The sequence below is a fragment of the Aliamphritea hakodatensis genome, assembly GCF_024347195.1.
Taxonomy (GTDB): domain Bacteria; phylum Pseudomonadota; class Gammaproteobacteria; order Pseudomonadales; family Balneatricaceae; genus Amphritea; species Amphritea hakodatensis.
This window is the reverse complement of record NZ_AP025281.1, coordinates 3,792,254-3,808,873: the sequence shown is the minus strand read 5'-3', so window position 1 is coordinate 3,808,873 and position 16,620 is coordinate 3,792,254. Positions and strand designations below refer to the sequence as shown.

Genomic DNA, 16,620 nt, shown 5'->3' with positions numbered 1-16,620 from the left:
GAAGAACTGAGCACGGGCAGCGCCAGTAATACGGCGCTCAGAATGAACCTTACCATGTGTACTGATAACTCATTGCCAGAGTCGCGCCTGACGCGGGAATGTGACTGGTGTTCTGAGTACCGCGTAATGCCTGACCGTAGACCGTGTGATACTGGTTGTTCAGCAGGTTTTCAATGCCAATATTGACCGTATGCTGGCCGTTTTCATAACGGGTCTGATAATCCAGCGTTGTGTAATCCGTGATCCTTGTGTACCGGCCAAACTGATTGTCATTGGTTCTGTCGTCATAGCCGGCATCCCGGTTGCCACTGTAGTTCACCTGCAGGCGGTGGAACCAGTAGCTGTCAGGGGTATAGCCCACATAGGCACGTAATTGCAGCGGCGGAATGCGCAGGTTATCCAGTGCTCTCCAGCGATTTAGGGTTTCATCGTATGTTTCGCCTTCCATCCACGTTGCCAGGCCGCCCACGGACCACTGATCGCTGATGCGGTGATCTGCTGTCAGCTCAATACCGTAAATGCGTTCCTTGGCCCGTGGCAGGAATATATTCAGCGCCGTGGCCTGCGGTTGCCCCAGATCCGAGGTGCTGTAGAACACCGCGGATGTCAGCTGAGTGTCGCCCCAGTCTGACCGGGTACCGATTTCATAATTATCGGTTTTGATCGGCTTCAGTTCTGAATCGGAGAGGGTGAAAGTGCTGGATGCATTATTCAGGCGGAGGCCGATATCCGGCAGTTCAAAACCCTGAGAAAAGTTTGCGTAAACTTCGCTGTATTCGCTGAAGCTATAGACGGCACCGGTGTTATACATGACATCATCAAAACTGATTTCGCCGCCCTGTACTCTGTTACCGGACATGGTCGTGAAAGTATCGAAAGATGCTTTAGAGTGCTGATAGCGGGCACCCAGTTCCCAGCGGAAGTTTTCGGTCAGGTTTTGTTCGTACTGGGCGAAAGCGGCTAAATCTTCCTGGGTCGCCGGGGGCCTGCCAATTCTGTCTCCGGTATCCGTGAATACCCTGCCGTCGCTGTTATCGTAATCTGTACGGTCGTAAGTGGACTGGGGGTTTTCATAATCTTCGTGATTGTAGTCGACGCCCCAGCGAATCAGGTTATCGTCATCAATGTCGGTATTGAATGTCAGGCGGGAACCGATGCTCTCGCTGTTCAGGAAGTACTGCTGAACCGGGGTGGACGCAAAGGGGAAGAAGCGTGCATGGTGGTCCCGGTAGTATACCTGCGCATCCATACTGCCCAGCGGTGTTGAGTCGACATTCCAGGCCAGGTTGAGCAGGCTGGTTTCGGTGCGCGGCTGTTTATCCAGCTGCAGCCCGGAAATTGCCTTTGCTTTAACCGATCCTTTTGGCGCGCTGTTGACTGAGGCATCAGAGGTATAGTCGGTATCCTGTTCAGCATCGAAATGGCTGGCCGACAGGGTGAGCATACTGCCCTCCAGGTGCCAGCGTAATTTGCCTGCCAGGCTGATACTGCCGGTATCGGACAAATCGCCCTGGCTGGGTTCCGGTGCAATGCGGTCGCCGTCAGCATCGAAGAAACCCTTTGTCTGCTCCCAGGCGACATTGAAGCCATAGTCAAAATCTTCGCTCTGGCCGCCGGTGTACTGCTCAAGTCGGTAGCGCAGGCTGTCACTGTCCAGATTGGATAATGAGGTTGTCAGGCCGACTTTGCTGATGGTCTCATCGACATTACGGCGGGTAATGATGTTCACCACGCCGCCCGCAGCCCCGCTGCCATAAACGGCGCTGCCGCCCCGTAACACTTCAATACGTTCAATGTTGCCAACGTCAATGCTCATGAGATCACGGCGGCTGTTCCGGTTGGAGTTCTGCGGAATACCGTCAATCAGAACCAGCATGTTCCGGCCCCGCAGGGTCTGGCTCCAGTTGGTCAGCGTCTGGCTGGCCGGTGCCATACCCGGTACCGTTTTGGCCAGTACCTCACCCAGATTTCTGGAGGTTTGCAGCTGGTTGTTTAACTGTTCCCGGTCAATGACGGTGACGGCATGCGCCAGTTCTTCCACAGCCATTCCCTGACGGGTCGCTGTGATGACCTGAGTATTCTCAGATAACTGTTGCCGGTCGGCAGTGTTATCGGCGTGTACAAAAGGGGAGATTATTGCCGCAGACACCGGAATGAATGACAGGGCGATAAGGGTTGATTTCATGAGGTATGCTAACCTAAAAAGTTAATATAAATGCTAATTGTTATCGTTTATGGTATTTATGTTAATCAAAATACCAATGTGAGTGCAATTAAAAATGTTCGGAAATTTTGAAACCGGTGCCACAGCCTTTTTCGCGAGCCAGTCGGACCAACGTTTCAGCTATTGTCTATATGTTCCAAAAAACATAGAAAATGACGTTAAATTACGGCTTCTTGTAGTTGTTCATGGGTCACGGCGTACCGCAGAGATGTATCGTGACCTGTGCCGTGAGTTTGCGGATGAGCAGAATATGCTTGTACTTTGTCCGCTTTTTCCAGTTGGTATCCCTACCCCTGAGGATACCGGCGGGTATAAGTTTCTTTTGGATAATGGCATCCGCTACGATCAGATCCTGTTATCAATGGTGGATGAGGTTGCCGGGAAATATCCCGTACAGACGGAGAAATTTTATCTTCATGGTTTTTCCGGTGGCGGGCAGTTTGCTAACCGTTTTTTGTATGTGTGGCCGCACCGGCTGGCTGCGTTGTCCGTTGGCGCGCCGGGGCTGGTTACGCTGATGAATGATGCTGACTGGTGGGTAGGGACCAGGGATATAGCCTCGGTTTTCGGCACCCAGATGGACCTGGCAGCGATATCTGAAGTGCCGGTTCAGATTCTGGTGGGGGAAGAGGATCTGGATAGCTCCGAAATTACCCTGACTGAGGCATCCCGTTACTGGGCAGTGGGTGCCAATGCCGCCGGTGAGAACCGGGTTGTCCGGGCACAGAGTCTGTATGACAACTGGAGGCCGGTACTGGAACAGCTGCAATTTGATCGCATTAACGGGGTTGGCCATAATGGCTTTGAAATCCTGCCGCAGGTATTTGATTTTTTTAGGGTGATGATGGATGACAGACGGGAAAGATAACGAAGACGGCAGTCCGGTACCGGTGCGTAAAGTGAACCCGCTACAGGCGGAGCTCAGCCATCAGATCATTGAACTGCTAAAGCGCAGTGGCCTGGAGCGCAAAAGTCATTTAACCGAGCGGGATCTGGCGGAGCAGTTAGGGGTATCCCGTTCACCGGTGCGCGCAGCGCTTAAGCTGTTAGAACATTTCAAGGTGGTCACACCGAGATCATCAGGTGGTTATTTGCTGGACTGTGACAGTGAAGATTTATATCGCCTGGAACTGGAGTTACCCCAGCCGCCTCTTGATGCGCTGTATGTCAGGATCGGGCAGGACCGGGTGCAGGGGCTGTTACCGAACCATGTGACAGAAGCTGATTTACTGCGCCGTTATGATGTGACCAAGGCCTTGCTGAGTAAGGTACTGGCGCAGTTAGCCAGTGAAGGCATGTTGCAACCGTCACAGGGGAAGGGCTGGAATTTTACAACGCTCATCGATAGCAGTGGCAGTAACCGGGAAAGTTATGAACTGCGGCAACTGATAGAACCGGTGGGCCTGCGCAGTGAGAGTTTTACTGTCGACAGTGCCAGACTGGGTGCCTGTGCAGAGCTGCATCACCGTCTGGTTGACGGTCTGGTCTTTGAGATTGCCCCGCACATGTTGCTGACTGTGAATGCAGAATTTCATCAGATGCTGGCGGACTTTTCCGGCAACCGGTTTTTTGCTGAAATTCTGCGCCAGCAAAACCGGATGCGGCGGTTTACTGAATCAGGCGCGGTGCTTTATCCGGAGCGGATGCAGAAATCCTGTCAGGAACATCTGGATATTATCAATTGTATTCAGCAGGGAGACCGGCACTGGGCGGCCAGTTTAATGGAACGCCATCTGCAGATTTCCTCAACCGGAGAGCTGGGAGTCCCCGGCCGTGAATAGGTATGTGAGCCGGGGCTGTATCAAAATACCGGCCTGATACCGCGGAACATTCAGCTGCGTTTCATCCGCCTGGGTATCCTGTCGCTAATGATGTCTTTCCACGATCATCGCCTGTAGGGTAAGCGGTGATTGTGAGAATCTGGCTTTAAACGGAAAAGGGAATATACAGATGGCAGCCGGAAGTTTATTAACACTTCTTGATGATATCGCCGCCGTACTTGATGACGTGGCAATACTGACCAAGGTCGCAGCGAAAAAGACCGCCGGGGTGCTGGGGGACGATCTCGCAGTGAACGCCGAACAGGTGGCGGGGGTTAAAGCTGAGCGGGAGATTCCTGTAGTGCTTGCCGTGGCCAAAGGCTCTCTGCTGAATAAGCTGATACTGGTGCCGGCGGCGCTGGCGATCAGTGCGTTTATTCCCTGGCTGATTACCCCGTTGCTGATGCTGGGCGGTGCTTTTTTATGTTTTGAAGGCGCCGAGAAAGTGCTGCATATGTTCAGTAAGTCCTCGAAACAGACCGATGATGACAAGGTTGAGGCTTTGCTGGCGCAGCAGGATACGGACTTTGAACAGCTGGAAAAAGATAAGATAAAAGGGGCGATTCGAACCGACTTTATTCTTTCTGCCGAGATTATTGCGATCGCACTGGGCACGGTTCAGGATGCCAGCTTCGCCATGCAGTCGCTGGTGATTTCTGTATTGGCGGTGCTGATTACCGTGTTTGTGTACGGGCTGGTGGCGATTATCGTTAAGCTGGATGATGCCGGGCTGTACCTGCTGAAAGACAAAGCAGAAGGGGCGTTTGCTGCGGTTAAGCGCAGCGTTGGCCGGGGGCTGCTGGCGTTTGCGCCCAGGCTGATGCGCACCCTGACCATAGTCGGCACGCTTGCCATGTTCCTGGTGGGCGGTGGCATCATTGTTCACGGTATCCCGCTGTTAGCCGAATGGGTGCATCATGTGCAGCGCCTGGGGGCGGATATCAGTATTTATGTGGCGCTGTTTGCCCCTTCAGTCACCGCCGGCCTGATGGGGCTGGTGCTGGGGCTGATACTGGCCGGTGGCATGAAACTGTTCAGTCGCTTTTCCGGTTCAGGCGTAGCCGCCTGATTTTACCCGCCTTCTGAAGTGCCGCATTCGCGGCATTTTTTATGCCTGTTTGTCAGCGGACAACCGGCTGCTTCCTGATGTTTTAATGACAGCGCATAAGCAAAGATTATCGAGACAAGCCGTGCCATAAAAATGTCACGAAAAATACCCAATCCTGTCGCATAAGTTACACATTCACAAATTAACCTGAATGCAGTTTAAGCAGGACCTGTTTGCAGCGTGATGCTGTGGCGCAGGTGTTGCCCGGTTAATGTCTGAGTTGGTGTATATGTCACAAAAAGTGATTCTGGTGGTGCTGGACGGCCTTGAGTACGGGGTTGGCGAGCAGTGTATGGGCTTCCTGCAGGCGCTGCGTGAGCAGGGGCAGGCGACACTGTATAAGCTGCAGTGCGAATTACCTTCTATGTCCCGGCCGCTGTATGAAGCCATTCTGACCGGCGTTGCGCCGGTTAACAGCGGCATTGTGCACAACGCGGTGTGCCGTCTTTCGACTCAGCAGAGTGTTTTCAGCCTGGCCCGTGCTGCGGGATTAACCACCGCCGCTGCAGCCTATCACTGGTTCAGCGAACTTTATAACCGTGCGCCTTTCAGTGCCAAACGGGATCGCCATACAGCTGATCCTGAACTGGCGATTCAGTACGGCACTTTTTATCACCAGGATCATTATCCCGACGATCATCTGTTCGCTGATGCCGAGGCACTGCGCCGGCAGCATGATCCGGATTTTCTGCTGGTTCACCCCATGAACATTGATGATGCCGGGCATAAAGCCGGCTGGGACAGCACGAAATACCGTAACACTGCCCGGCATGCAGATATGGCGCTGTCGGAATATTTACCGGACTGGCTGGCGGCCGGTTATCAGGTACTGGTGACTTCTGATCATGGCATGAATAACGATTTCAGCCACGGTGGCATTTTGCCTGAAGAACGTATGGTGCCGCTGTATGTGATGGGGCAGGGCTTTTCCCATCACGCTGAAGCCCGGCCACAGCAGTTAGAACTCTGTGGCGCGGTGTGTCAGCTGCTGGGTATTCAGGGCCACGGTAAGGCCTTCCCTAAAGATTTCTTACATGCTGATTTTTCAGGAGTGAACTGAGCATGGCGTTAGCGATTTTTGATCTGGATGAAACTCTGGTAGCGGGAGACAGCGCCTCACTGTTCTGTCGTTTTCTGGTTGATCACGGTTTTGCCGGTGATGACTTTGTGGCCGGCGACCGGGCGTTTTCCGAACAGTACAGCGCCGGCACGCTGGATATGCGTGACTACGTGCGTTTTCAGTTAGCGCCGTTAGCGCATCTGAGTACCCAGCAGGTTGATGCTCTGATGCCGGTGTTCATCAAAGAATATCTGGCACCCCGGGTATATACGGATGCCCGCGAACTGCTGGCGGCGTGCCGGGCGCAGGGTAAGCGTTTGGTGATTATTTCTGCAACGGCGGCGTTTATCGTCAGGGCCATTGCTAAGGAGTTGGGGGTTGAGGATGTCCTGGCCATCGAGCTGGAAGAAACCCCTGCAACAGAGGGAGCCGATACGGGCTACAGCGGTGAAGTTTCCGGTGTACCCAGTTTTAGGGAAGGCAAGATTATCCGGCTGAAGGCCTGGCTGGAAGAACAGGGAGAGTCCATGGACGGTGCGTATTTCTACAGCGACTCAATGAATGATCTGCCGCTCCTTGAGCTGGTGGAGCATCCGGTTGCGACCAATCCTGATCAGTCACTCAGTGAGCTGGCACTTTCCCGTGGCTGGCAACTGATTCGCTGGCCGGCACCTGCCTGTGCAGCGCCGGTCTGATTTGAATTTTCACTAATTTTTTAGCAGGAACTGAATGATGAATAAGTTGTTAATCGCAGGCGCAACCGCGCTGATGGCAAGCAATGTGTTGGCGAGCTGCCCGGCTGTGACCGGTCCGGATGCCGGCGGTAAATACCCGCATATTTTTGAGCGTGCTGAATATGAAGCACAGCAGGGCTGCAAGCTGAGCTTTGCAGAGAACCCGGCCATCAAAGCGCTGAACGCCCGTATCGCCGGTAACCCGGCATTGATGCCACTGGCTAAACGTATTCCGACAGAGCCTTTAGTGGTAGCCCCTTATCAGCAGATCGGTATTTACGGCGGTGTGCTGGACGGTATTTCCAAGGCGACGGAATCCGGTACTTCAGACCTGCTGTCGGTGCGCCACGTTAACCTGGTGCGTTTCAGCGATGATCTGGCGACTGTGGTGCCTAACGTGGCTAAGTCCTGGGAATGGAATGCGGACTTTACCGTGCTGAAAGTAAGCCTGCGTGACGGTCACAAGTGGTCTGACGGTGCGCCGTTCACCGCTGCAGATGTCGCCTTCTGGTACAACGATCTGCTGATGAACAGTAATGTAATCGAAAAACCTAAAGACCGTTTCCTGTCGGCCGGTAAGCCGGTAAAGGTTGAAGTACTGAATGACACCACGGTGCAGTTCACCATGAACGAATCCACCCCGGGTTTCCTGGATAACTTTGCTCAGGATTACGCCCAGCCATTCCAGCCGAAGCACCTGCTGGCACAGTTCCACCCGGAACTGAATAAGGATGCCGACAAGAAAGCTGAAGAACTGGGCTTCGAGAACGGTTATGCGGTCATTAACTTCTACTACGGTCAGTCTGACTGGAAAGATGTGCCGACCCCACTGCTGAAAGATAAATCGGCTTCTGACCGTCTGGTGGCGGCCGGTCTGACAGCTATCGCACCGAGCCTGGAATCCTATCTGGTGGTAGAAGAGTCGCTGGAAGGTCGCCGTCTGGTGGCTAACCCGTATTTCTTCCAGGTGGATACCGCCGGTAACCAGCTGCCGTACATCAACGAAATCCGCGAAGTGTTTATCGGTGATGAAGATATCCAGACCGCCAAGCTGATTGCCGGTGAAGTGGATTACAAGGCGCAGGCGGTTAACCTGCCACAGGCACCGGTACTGCTGGAAAACAAGGATCAGGGTAAGTATGAAATTGCCCTTCGCCCGACCATTGCGCAAACCACCATCGCCTTTAACCTGACGGATAAAGACGAAGAAAAGCGTGCGGTGTTCAATGATGTGAACTTCCGCCGGGCCATGTCGGTAGCGATGAACCGTGATCAGATTAACGAAATTGCTTACTTTGGCCTGGGTAAACCGACTCAGTACACCGGTTTCGATGCGGATACTACACCGTTCATTACGGAAGATCTGAAGACCCGTTTCACCCAGTACGATCCGAAAATGGCCGCTGAATTGCTGGACAAAGCCGGTGTTGTGGATAAAAACAACGATGGCCTGCGTGATCTGCCGTCCGGTAAGAAGTTCGAACTGAACATCCAGTATGCGACTCAGGGCACACCGACTGAGCTGGTAGAAATCATTGCCAACAACTGGACTGAAGTGGGCGTGAAAACCACCATCAAGGAAGTGACCTCTGATGAGTACCGCAACTCCCAGACCGCAAACGACCTGAGTGTCCTGAGCTGGGTAATGGGCCGCCCGCTGGCAACGCTGGCCAGCAACACTGAAACCCTGCTACCACCGTATGGCAGCTTCTTCGACCTGCGTACCGGTATGCTGTGGGCACAGCACCGGGATACCAACGGCGCGGAAGGTGTACAGCCGCCGTCCACGGTTGCAGAAATGAAGCAACTGACCGACCGTTTCGTGACGCTGCAGGCCGGTACTGAAGCCTCCGATACGCTGGGAATGGAAATCGCTGAGCGGGTGGTGGATGACCTGTACATCATCGGCACTGTAAAGGCGGTTTCGCCGGTATACCGCAGCCGTTCACTGGGCAACTTCGAAGTACCGAAGACCTCTTCTTACGAGTTCTACCGTATGTATCCGTATCTGGCTACTCAGTGGTATCTGGGTGCAGAAGGTATGGCTCAGAACTGATAATCCGGGCGCCCCTGACTGTACGGAAGGGCGCGCAGAAAGGGGGCAGCGTTGTGCTGCCTCTTTTTTTCTTCTTTGGTTTTTTTCTTTTTTCAAACAATAAAAAGAAGGCCTGTTATCAATGCTTTTTCCCCGCAGGGAATGGCTGAGAAGGCACTGGTAACAGGTTTTGAGGATGTGCGTGTGATTGCAGATTTTATTGGCAATACCTGGCTGCTGTGGATCCTGCTGGGCGTTGGTGGATATCTCTACTGGCGGGGCAGGAACAGCCAGTATTTTAATTATGTATTTAACCGTTATGTGCTGGCACTGATCACCCTGCTGATCGTCAGCGGCATTGTGTTTTCCCTGATGGAAGTGCTGCCGGGTGACTGTGCTGAAAAGTACATCGCCTATAAGAATACCCAGGGTGAAACCATTACTCAGGCGGACATTGACGCCGAGCGGGCGCGGATGGGGCTGGACCAGCCGCTGGCGGTACGCTGGGCAAGCTGGGTAACGGATCTGACCCTGAAAGGGGATCTGGGCTTTAGCTGTGCCAAACGTCAGTCGGTGAATCTGGCTTTAGGTGAGCGTTTCTGGATGAGCTTTATGTTCTGTATCGCCGGTCTGGTATTTGCCTACATCATTGCTGTGCCATTTGGCATTTTGTCGGCGTTTACCATCAATAAAGACTGGAAAGATACCAACCCTCAGCACACTAAAGCTGAGCGTTTTGTAAACACCCTTGGCCTGAGCTTTAACAAATTGCTGGATTTACAGCTGCGCATCATCAGCTACCTGGGGCTGGCGCTGCCGAACTTCCTGTTAGCCCTGAGCATTATTCTGCTGTACGTATTCGCCGGCGAGCCTACGCCAACCGGGCTGTTTTCCGATGAATGGAAAAGCGTGCCCTGGTTTGGTGATAACGGTTTTGAGTTTGGCAAGCTGCAGGATTTTCTGGGGCACATCTGGTTACCGATTTTTGTCATCGGCTGGTCGGCGACGGCGCTGCAGTTACAGACTGTCCGGGCACTGGTGGTGGATGAATCCAACAAGCTCTATGTGGATGCTGCCCGTGCCCGTGGCGTAGATGGTATGGCACTGTGGGCCGGTTATCCGGTACGTCATTCCATCAGCCCACTGTTTAACAGTGTCGGTTTCGACTTCCAGCGCATCTTTAATGATCTGCCGATTGTGGCAGTGGTGATCGGCCTGACCGATGCGGCCGCTTTGCTGATCGAAGCGCTGGCACAGACCAATGATCAGGAGCTGGCCGCCGGTATTTTATTTCTGGTGGCGCTGGTGGTTATTTCCATGAACTTTATGACTGATGCGGTACTGGCGGCGATTGATCCGCGGGTACGCAAAAGTGTGCTGGGGAGCTGAAAATGGCAATCGGAAGTATGCTGGCCCGGTTCGGGCGTAAAAAAAACGTGACCGCGGACGATGCCTATTACACCGCCGGTCAGATGGCGCTGATCAAAGCCCGCTTTAAACGCAAAACCTCCGGTATGGTTGCGGCCTGGATTCTGGGGGCGCTGGTATTCATGGGCTTTTTTGCCGGCTTCTTTGCGCCGGTTGATCCGACCATTGCCGGAGCGGATAAAGACTATCGCCGGGGGGCACCGCAGGCGGTGTATTTCTGGGATCAGAATGGTTTTTCATTCCGCCCCTTTACTTATACCTATGCAAAAGAAAAAGCCAAAATTGACCTCAAGGCGCTGGCCGGTGGCGGGTTGGATGCCCTGGATGCACTGACGTCCAGCGGCGCGCTGAGTTCATCCAGCCAGAATAAGTTTACGGTGGATGAAGACAAACGCCGTTATCTGCAGTTTTTTGTGAAGGGCTGGGAATACAGCCTGATTGATCTGAGCGTCGGTGATCTGGATCTGGATATTCGCTGGGACCGGCATTTGTTCGGCGTAGAGCATGGTCAGGTTCACCTCATGGGCACCGATGAAGACGGCAAGGATGTCTTCAGCCGCACCCTGCATGCGGTGTGGATTACCATCAGCATCGCCATTGTGGCCTTAGTCGTGAAACTGTTTACATCCCTGTTAGTCGGCGGTGTCAGCGGCTATTTTGGCGGTAAGGTGGATACCGTGATGATGAGCATCACTGAAGCGGTCCGGGTGATTCCGCCGATTCCGATTTATCTCGCCTGTGCGGTGGCACTGGCACAGATTGATCTGACGTCCGTGCAGCGGTATTTCGCCATTGCGGTGGTCATCGGCATGCTGGATTTTGCCACCCTGGGCCGGCGCCTGCGGACTCACATTCTGACCGAGCGTAATCAGGATTATGTACTGGCGGCGCAGCTGTGCGGCTCCGGCACCTGGCGGATCATCTGGCGGCATCTGGTGCCGAGCTTTGGCAGCTACATCATTGTCGATACCCTGATCAACTTTCCGTACGTCATTCTGGCGGAAACCAGCCTGAGCTTTCTGGGGCTGGGGCTGACGGAACCGGTAAACAGCCTTGGGGTACTGCTGCAAAAAGCGCAGGATCCGGATATTCAGCAGAATATGATCTGGCAGTTTTTCCCGGTGGCGGTATTCGTTGCCCTGATTATGGCCTTTGTATTTGTCGGCGATGCGTTACGTGATGCCGCAGATCCGTATGCGGAGAAGAAGTAACATGAAAATGCACAGCGATGCCGGCAACCTGCTGGAAATCCGTGATCTGAGTATCGACTTTAATACCGATGAAGGCCGGGTGCGGGCGGTGAATAACGTCAGTCTGGATATTAAACCGGGTGAGGTGATGGGCTTAGTAGGGGAGAGCGGTTCCGGTAAATCTGTCACCGCCAAGACCATCATGCGGCTGATCCCCGGCAATGCAATTATTCACCCGGGCAGTTCAATTCATCTGCGCCATCAGCAGCAGGATGTGAATGTGCTGAAGCTACGCGGTAAAGACATGCGGCTGGTGCGGGGGGATGCCGTCTCGATGATCTTTCAGGAGCCGATGGCCAGCTTTGCGCCGGCGATCCGCATCAGTGATCAGATCATTCAGACTATGCAGATTCATCTGGGTGTTTCCCGTGAAGCAGCCCGTAAGGCAGGCATTGAGCTGTTTGACCGGGTGGGGATTCTGGAACCGGAAAAACGTTTTGATCAGTACGTTTTTGAACTGTCCGGGGGGATGCGTCAGCGGGCGATGATTGCCATGGCGTTATCCACCAAACCGAAATTGCTGATTGCCGATGAGCCAACCACCGCGCTGGATGTGACCATTCAGGCCCAGGTACTGGAGCTGATGCTGGAGCTGCGGGAGCAGTACGGCATGGGCATGCTGTTTATTACCCATGATCTGGGAGTGATTTCAAAAATTGCCGACAGGGTGACGGTCATGAAGAAAGGGGAAGTGGTGGAAGCCGGTGAGGCTGACAGGGTGCTGTTTGCCCCTGAGCATGCCTATACAAAACGTTTGCTGGATGCATTGCCACACCTTGATGAGCTGCCTGAACCGCCGGCGAAAATCCCCAGAGCAATGGTATCTGTTGAAAATCTGTCGGTGACCTATCAGGTGGCCAGCGCCGCCCGTCAGCAGGAAAGCTTTACGGCGGTGAATAATATCTCCCTGGAGTTGCCCAAGGGGCAGATCATTGGTCTGGTCGGTGAGAGCGGCTCCGGGAAAACCTCGCTGGGTAAAGCTTTGCTGGGGGCTGCGCCGGTCAGCAGCGGCAGTGTTAAATATAACCGTAAGAAGCATCCGGTTGAGTTTGGCGCGCATAAGCCCCTGAAACGAAAGGACCTGGCCCGCACTGCACAACTGGTATTTCAGGACCCTTACAGTTCGCTGAATCCGCGGATGACGGTGCGGGATATCATTGCGGAACCTCTGGAGGCGATGAAACTGACCAAAAGCCGCGAAGAGACCGATAAGAAGGTCATCGCCATTGCTAAACGCTGTCACATTGATGTGACCCATTTACGGCGTTTTCCCCATGCTTTTTCCGGCGGTCAGCGGCAGCGGATCAGCATTGCCCGGGCACTGGTCTGCAAACCGAAGTTTATTGTGGCGGATGAGTCCGTGGCGGCGCTGGATGTATCTATTCAGGCGGAAATTCTGGCCCTGTTGAAAGAGTTGCGTGATGAGCTGGGGCTGACCATTCTGTTCATTTCCCATGATCTGAGCGTCATTGCCAACCTGTGTGACTGGGTCTGTGTGATGAAACACGGTGATCTGGTGGAGCAGGGCAATGTCCGGGATATTTTTCTGAATCCTCAGCAGCCGTATACCCGGCAACTGATCTCGTCGATACCCTTGCTGGAGCGCCGGGAGGCGTCGGCAGATGTGCCTGAGTCAGCCTCTCTGCCCATTAACGGTGCCGTCACGGAAGCTGCTGCGGTGACGGTTGTCTGAAAAGCCGGATGCGGCGGGTATCCGTTAACCGCGTTACGGATCACTGTAGCTGTAAGTATTCAAAGATGAGAGGCTGATGGATATTACCCTGAATGAAATCCGCACTTTTAATGCGGTAGTACGGGCCGGCAGTTTTACCCGGGCTGCTAAACTGCTGGGGGTCAGCCAGCCGGCGGTTACCGCGCAGATTCGTAAACTGGAATCGCGCTGTGAGTTTCCGTTACTTGAGCGGTTCAGTAAAGAAGTGCGCCCGACCCGGCTGGGTAAGCAACTGAATCAACTGAGCTGTCAGTATCTGGATCTGGATCTGGCGGTTGCTGCACTGCTTGAGCCTGAAGAGCGTACTGAAAATTTCCGGCTGAAACTGGCCACTGCTTCGCCGCTGATTTTCATGCCACTGATGGCCGCTTTTAAAAAACAGTATCCCAATGCCCGGGTGCAGGTAATTGCCGGTACCACCCATGAGTGCCGGCAAATGATCATTGACCGGGAGGCGGATATTGGCCTGTTTCCCTTGCCAAATCCGCCTGCCGGCTTGTCGCGGCTGGCGTTTCACTGCCATGGTCTGATGGCAATTCTGCCGCATAAGCACCCGCATGCCGGTGCTGAATCTGTCACTGCCCGTGATCTGATCGGTGATTCACTGATTGCCTATAAAGACAATTCATTCACGCAGGAGTATGTCAGGAATATATTCAGCAGTGAGCATTTACAGCCCCGCTTTGAAATGATGATGAGTACTTCGGAACATGTCAGTAATGCGGTGGTGCAGGAACTGGGGGTCGGCTTTGCGCTGAGTGATGATATCCGTCCGGATCCGCGCTATGCGCTGGTACCGGTGGCAGGTACTGAAATGGATGTCACTGAGCATGTGGTCTGGCTGAAAACCCGCAGTCAGCAACAGGGGATCAGGGAGTTTGTTGAGATGGCGCTGATGCAGCGAAAAATGGCTTAGAGAACCCCATTGTTTTGCATACCATTTATGGTTGCAAATGGCTATCAGTTTTTGCTTCTGGCACGCATTTTGAGTAAATATACTTACCATTCTGGGTCTTTGGCGTGCTATATTGGACACTTGTGTTTTGGGTGTCTAAAACCTTTAGTACCCTCATTTTAAAATTGTGTGAGACTGAAGGATTAGCAATGCTAGATATTGATCAGCTTCAGACGCCGGTTTGGATATACGATATCGATAATTACCGTATCCACTGGGCGAATGAAAGTGCACTGACTTTATGGCACTCACCCAACCTTGAAGAACTTACTTCCCGGGACTTCCAGGAAGGCACCTCCGATGCTGTACAGCATACACTTCTTAATTATCTGGATGATTTCGCGTTAGGTAAACGTATCTGCCACTGGTGGCAACTGTCACCAAAAGGCGAAGCTAAAGATGTTTACTGTCAGTTTTCCGGCATCCATCTCGAAGATGGCCGGCTGGCGATGCTGGTGGAAGGTCTGCATGTTGAACGTGCAGAGATCGCCGCGCTGGTCAGCGGCACGATTATGATCTGTCTGTTCAGTGAACAGTTCGAATTAATCAGTTCGAACCCTTCTTTCCGGCAGCAGTTTGGGACAGATATCCACAATCTGGCTGATCTGATTCCTGTCGATGAGCTGGTAAAGATTGACCGTCAGCTGGCCGGTAAAGATAAGTATTATGAGCAAGATGTCTGTTTACAGTGTGCCGATGGCAATCGCTGGCACAGTATTGAAGTGCGTCTGAGCGAAACCACCGAGGGAGATTTTGTTGTCAGCCTGCAGGATATTCATGAACGTAAAAGCCGTGAGCTGGAATTACAGCAAATGGCGACGCATGATGTGCTGACCGGTGTTTTCAACCGTAAAGGGCTGTTTCAGCGCATGCAGCGCTTACACAGCACCCAGACCCCATTCTCGGTGTATTACATCGACCTGGATGGCTTTAAACCGATTAACGATGGCTTTGGTCATGCGGTGGGTGACAGCCTGCTATGCCAGGTTGCCAGCCGTCTGAGACGCTGTACCGGTGATGACGGAGACATTGCCCGTATCGGTGGTGATGAGTTTGTGGTCATTTTACCGGAAGCCTGTGTGGATGATTACTTTGATGTGTTTGCCACCGCGCTGGTTCAGAGTCTTTCCGGGCAATATAAGATTTCCGATGATATCCCGCCGGTTGTTCTGTCGGTCAGCGTGGGGGTGGCCAGTTATCCCCGTGATGACGAAGACCTTGATTTGTTACTGGCGGATGCGGATGCGGCGATGTATATGGCCAAGGGCTCTGGCCGCCGTTGCTGGATTCAGTACCGCCAGGGGATGCGCGAACAATTATTAAGACGTACCCAGATTTCCCAGCGTATCGGTGCAGCGCTGCTGAATGATGAGTTTGAGATGTGCTACCAGCCGGTGTTCGATATGCATGACTCCCGGGTGGTCATCGTTGAAGCGCTGGTGCGCTGGCCCGGCTCTGAACTGGCTGAGGTCAGCCCGGATGAACTGATCGATGTGGCCGAGCACTGCGGATTGATTGGCGAACTGAGCAGCTGGATCTTTTATCAGGCCTGTCAGGAGTTTCGTTCAATACGGCAGCGCTTTGGCAAACAGGTATTGCTGTCGCTGAATGTATCCGGGCTACATATCCAGCAGGGCAGGCTGATCAGTGATCTTGAATATGCGATTAACTCTGCCGGTCTGCTGCCTCAGGATGTGGTGCTGGAGCTGACGGAACGGGTGATTATGCCTGATTCCAAAGAATACTCATCGACCATCGATCAACTGATTGGCTACGGCTTCAGCTTTGCAATCGATGATTTCGGTACCGGGTTTTCTTCACTGGCGTACCTCAACAGTATCCCTGCCAAATGGGTCAAGCTGGACCGTGAATTCGTTGCCCGGCTGGATAAAGGGGTGGAAACGGTCACCTGTATCCATAAGCTGGTCAGCGCGCTGGGCATGAACCTGATTGTGGAAGGGGTGGAAAAACGCTGGCAGGTTGAGAAGCTGAAAGAGCACCAGATCTTTTATCAGCAGGGTTATTATCATTTCTCGCCGGCCAACCTCCGCGACCTGCTGTGCGATCAGTCGGAACTGAAATGGGTCAACGTTGGCTGATCAGACAGCTCAATAAAGTGTTCTGTCAGGCGAATCATCAATTCTTTCTGAGCCGGCGCACTTTCGGCAATCATAAGCGTTAATGCTACCAGCGTATTATCATTGATCATCCGTTCAGTGGGCTTTGCCAGCAGGTGCATTTTTCATGAGGCCGGTATCAATATGTTTCATAATG

13 protein-coding genes are annotated in these 16,620 nt (G+C 53.2%); 11 read left to right on the top strand and 2 right to left on the bottom strand.

Features of this window, described 5'->3' with window-relative positions:
- Positions 1 to 49 precede the first annotated feature (49 nt).
- Complete coding sequence (locus PCI15_RS17400) at positions 50 to 2,185, bottom strand: TonB-dependent receptor (protein ID WP_271271200.1); 2,136 nt, start codon at positions 2,183 to 2,185, stop codon at positions 50 to 52.
- A gap of 247 nt (positions 2,186 to 2,432) precedes the next feature.
- Between PCI15_RS17400 and PCI15_RS17395 the strand changes: the two genes are divergently transcribed.
- The 11 genes from PCI15_RS17395 to PCI15_RS17345 all read left to right on the top strand — a co-directional run bounded on the left by PCI15_RS17395 (position 2,433) and on the right by PCI15_RS17345 (position 16,445).
- Complete coding sequence (locus tag PCI15_RS17395) at positions 2,433 to 3,092, top strand: alpha/beta hydrolase family protein (protein WP_271271199.1); 660 nt, start codon at positions 2,433 to 2,435, stop codon at positions 3,090 to 3,092.
- Positions 3,073 to 4,005, top strand: a complete 933-nt coding sequence (locus PCI15_RS17390) for a GntR family transcriptional regulator (protein ID WP_271271198.1) — start codon at positions 3,073 to 3,075, stop codon at positions 4,003 to 4,005. Before PCI15_RS17395 ends, PCI15_RS17390 begins: the two co-directional genes overlap by 20 nt.
- 169 nt (positions 4,006 to 4,174) lie before the next feature.
- Positions 4,175 to 5,113 carry a DUF808 domain-containing protein gene (locus tag PCI15_RS17385; RefSeq protein ID WP_271271197.1) on the top strand — a complete coding sequence of 313 codons (939 nt, stop codon included), beginning with the start codon at positions 4,175 to 4,177 and terminating at the stop codon, positions 5,111 to 5,113.
- 250 nt (positions 5,114 to 5,363) lie between these two features.
- Complete coding sequence (locus tag PCI15_RS17380) at positions 5,364 to 6,212, top strand: alkaline phosphatase family protein (RefSeq protein WP_271271196.1); 849 nt, start codon at positions 5,364 to 5,366, stop codon at positions 6,210 to 6,212.
- Positions 6,213 to 6,214: 2 nt separating this feature from the next.
- Positions 6,215 to 6,907: an HAD family hydrolase gene (locus PCI15_RS17375; protein WP_271271195.1), complete on the top strand. Its 693-nt coding sequence runs from the start codon at positions 6,215 to 6,217 to the stop codon at positions 6,905 to 6,907.
- A gap of 37 nt (positions 6,908 to 6,944) precedes the next feature.
- On the top strand, positions 6,945 to 9,002 hold the full coding sequence (locus tag PCI15_RS17370; protein ID WP_271271194.1) for an ABC transporter substrate-binding protein: 2,058 nt from the start codon (positions 6,945 to 6,947) through the stop codon (positions 9,000 to 9,002).
- 141 nt (positions 9,003 to 9,143) lie between these two features.
- Positions 9,144 to 10,370 carry an ABC transporter permease gene (locus PCI15_RS17365; RefSeq protein WP_271271193.1) on the top strand — a complete coding sequence of 409 codons (1,227 nt, stop codon included), beginning with the start codon at positions 9,144 to 9,146 and terminating at the stop codon, positions 10,368 to 10,370.
- Between the two features lie 2 nt (positions 10,371 to 10,372).
- Positions 10,373 to 11,620 carry an ABC transporter permease gene (locus tag PCI15_RS17360; RefSeq protein ID WP_271271192.1) on the top strand — a complete coding sequence of 416 codons (1,248 nt, stop codon included), beginning with the start codon at positions 10,373 to 10,375 and terminating at the stop codon, positions 11,618 to 11,620.
- Position 11,621: 1 nt separating this feature from the next.
- Entirely contained in the window at positions 11,622 to 13,352 is a 1,731-nt protein-coding gene (locus PCI15_RS17355; RefSeq protein WP_271271191.1) for a dipeptide ABC transporter ATP-binding protein, read from the top strand.
- A 76-nt stretch (positions 13,353 to 13,428) separates the two neighbouring features.
- Positions 13,429 to 14,307 (top strand): LysR family transcriptional regulator, encoded by an 879-nt coding sequence (locus tag PCI15_RS17350; protein ID WP_271271190.1) that lies wholly within the window; start codon positions 13,429 to 13,431, stop codon positions 14,305 to 14,307.
- A 188-nt stretch (positions 14,308 to 14,495) separates the two neighbouring features.
- Positions 14,496 to 16,445: a putative bifunctional diguanylate cyclase/phosphodiesterase gene (locus PCI15_RS17345; RefSeq protein ID WP_271271189.1), complete on the top strand. Its 1,950-nt coding sequence runs from the start codon at positions 14,496 to 14,498 to the stop codon at positions 16,443 to 16,445.
- Here the strand turns inward: PCI15_RS17345 and PCI15_RS17340 are convergent.
- Complete coding sequence (locus PCI15_RS17340) at positions 16,412 to 16,585, bottom strand: hypothetical protein (RefSeq protein ID WP_271271188.1); 174 nt, start codon at positions 16,583 to 16,585, stop codon at positions 16,412 to 16,414. The genes PCI15_RS17345 and PCI15_RS17340 overlap by 34 nt on opposite strands.
- Between the last annotated feature and the right edge of the window lie 35 nt (positions 16,586 to 16,620).

Coding starts and splice junctions, on each gene's coding strand:
- PCI15_RS17400 (WP_271271200.1), bottom strand. CDS start 2,185: ATGAAATCAACCCTTATCGCCCTGTCATTCATTCCGGTGTCTGCGGCA.
- PCI15_RS17395 (WP_271271199.1), top strand. CDS start 2,433: ATGTATCGTGACCTGTGCCGTGAGTTTGCGGATGAGCAGAATATGCTT.
- PCI15_RS17390 (WP_271271198.1), top strand. CDS start 3,073: ATGACAGACGGGAAAGATAACGAAGACGGCAGTCCGGTACCGGTGCGT.
- PCI15_RS17385 (WP_271271197.1), top strand. CDS start 4,175: ATGGCAGCCGGAAGTTTATTAACACTTCTTGATGATATCGCCGCCGTA.
- PCI15_RS17380 (WP_271271196.1), top strand. CDS start 5,364: ATGTCTGAGTTGGTGTATATGTCACAAAAAGTGATTCTGGTGGTGCTG.
- PCI15_RS17375 (WP_271271195.1), top strand. CDS start 6,215: ATGGCGTTAGCGATTTTTGATCTGGATGAAACTCTGGTAGCGGGAGAC.
- PCI15_RS17370 (WP_271271194.1), top strand. CDS start 6,945: ATGAATAAGTTGTTAATCGCAGGCGCAACCGCGCTGATGGCAAGCAAT.
- PCI15_RS17365 (WP_271271193.1), top strand. CDS start 9,144: ATGGCTGAGAAGGCACTGGTAACAGGTTTTGAGGATGTGCGTGTGATT.
- PCI15_RS17360 (WP_271271192.1), top strand. CDS start 10,373: ATGGCAATCGGAAGTATGCTGGCCCGGTTCGGGCGTAAAAAAAACGTG.
- PCI15_RS17355 (WP_271271191.1), top strand. CDS start 11,622: ATGAAAATGCACAGCGATGCCGGCAACCTGCTGGAAATCCGTGATCTG.
- PCI15_RS17350 (WP_271271190.1), top strand. CDS start 13,429: ATGGATATTACCCTGAATGAAATCCGCACTTTTAATGCGGTAGTACGG.
- PCI15_RS17345 (WP_271271189.1), top strand. CDS start 14,496: ATGCTAGATATTGATCAGCTTCAGACGCCGGTTTGGATATACGATATC.
- PCI15_RS17340 (WP_271271188.1), bottom strand. CDS start 16,585: ATGCACCTGCTGGCAAAGCCCACTGAACGGATGATCAATGATAATACG.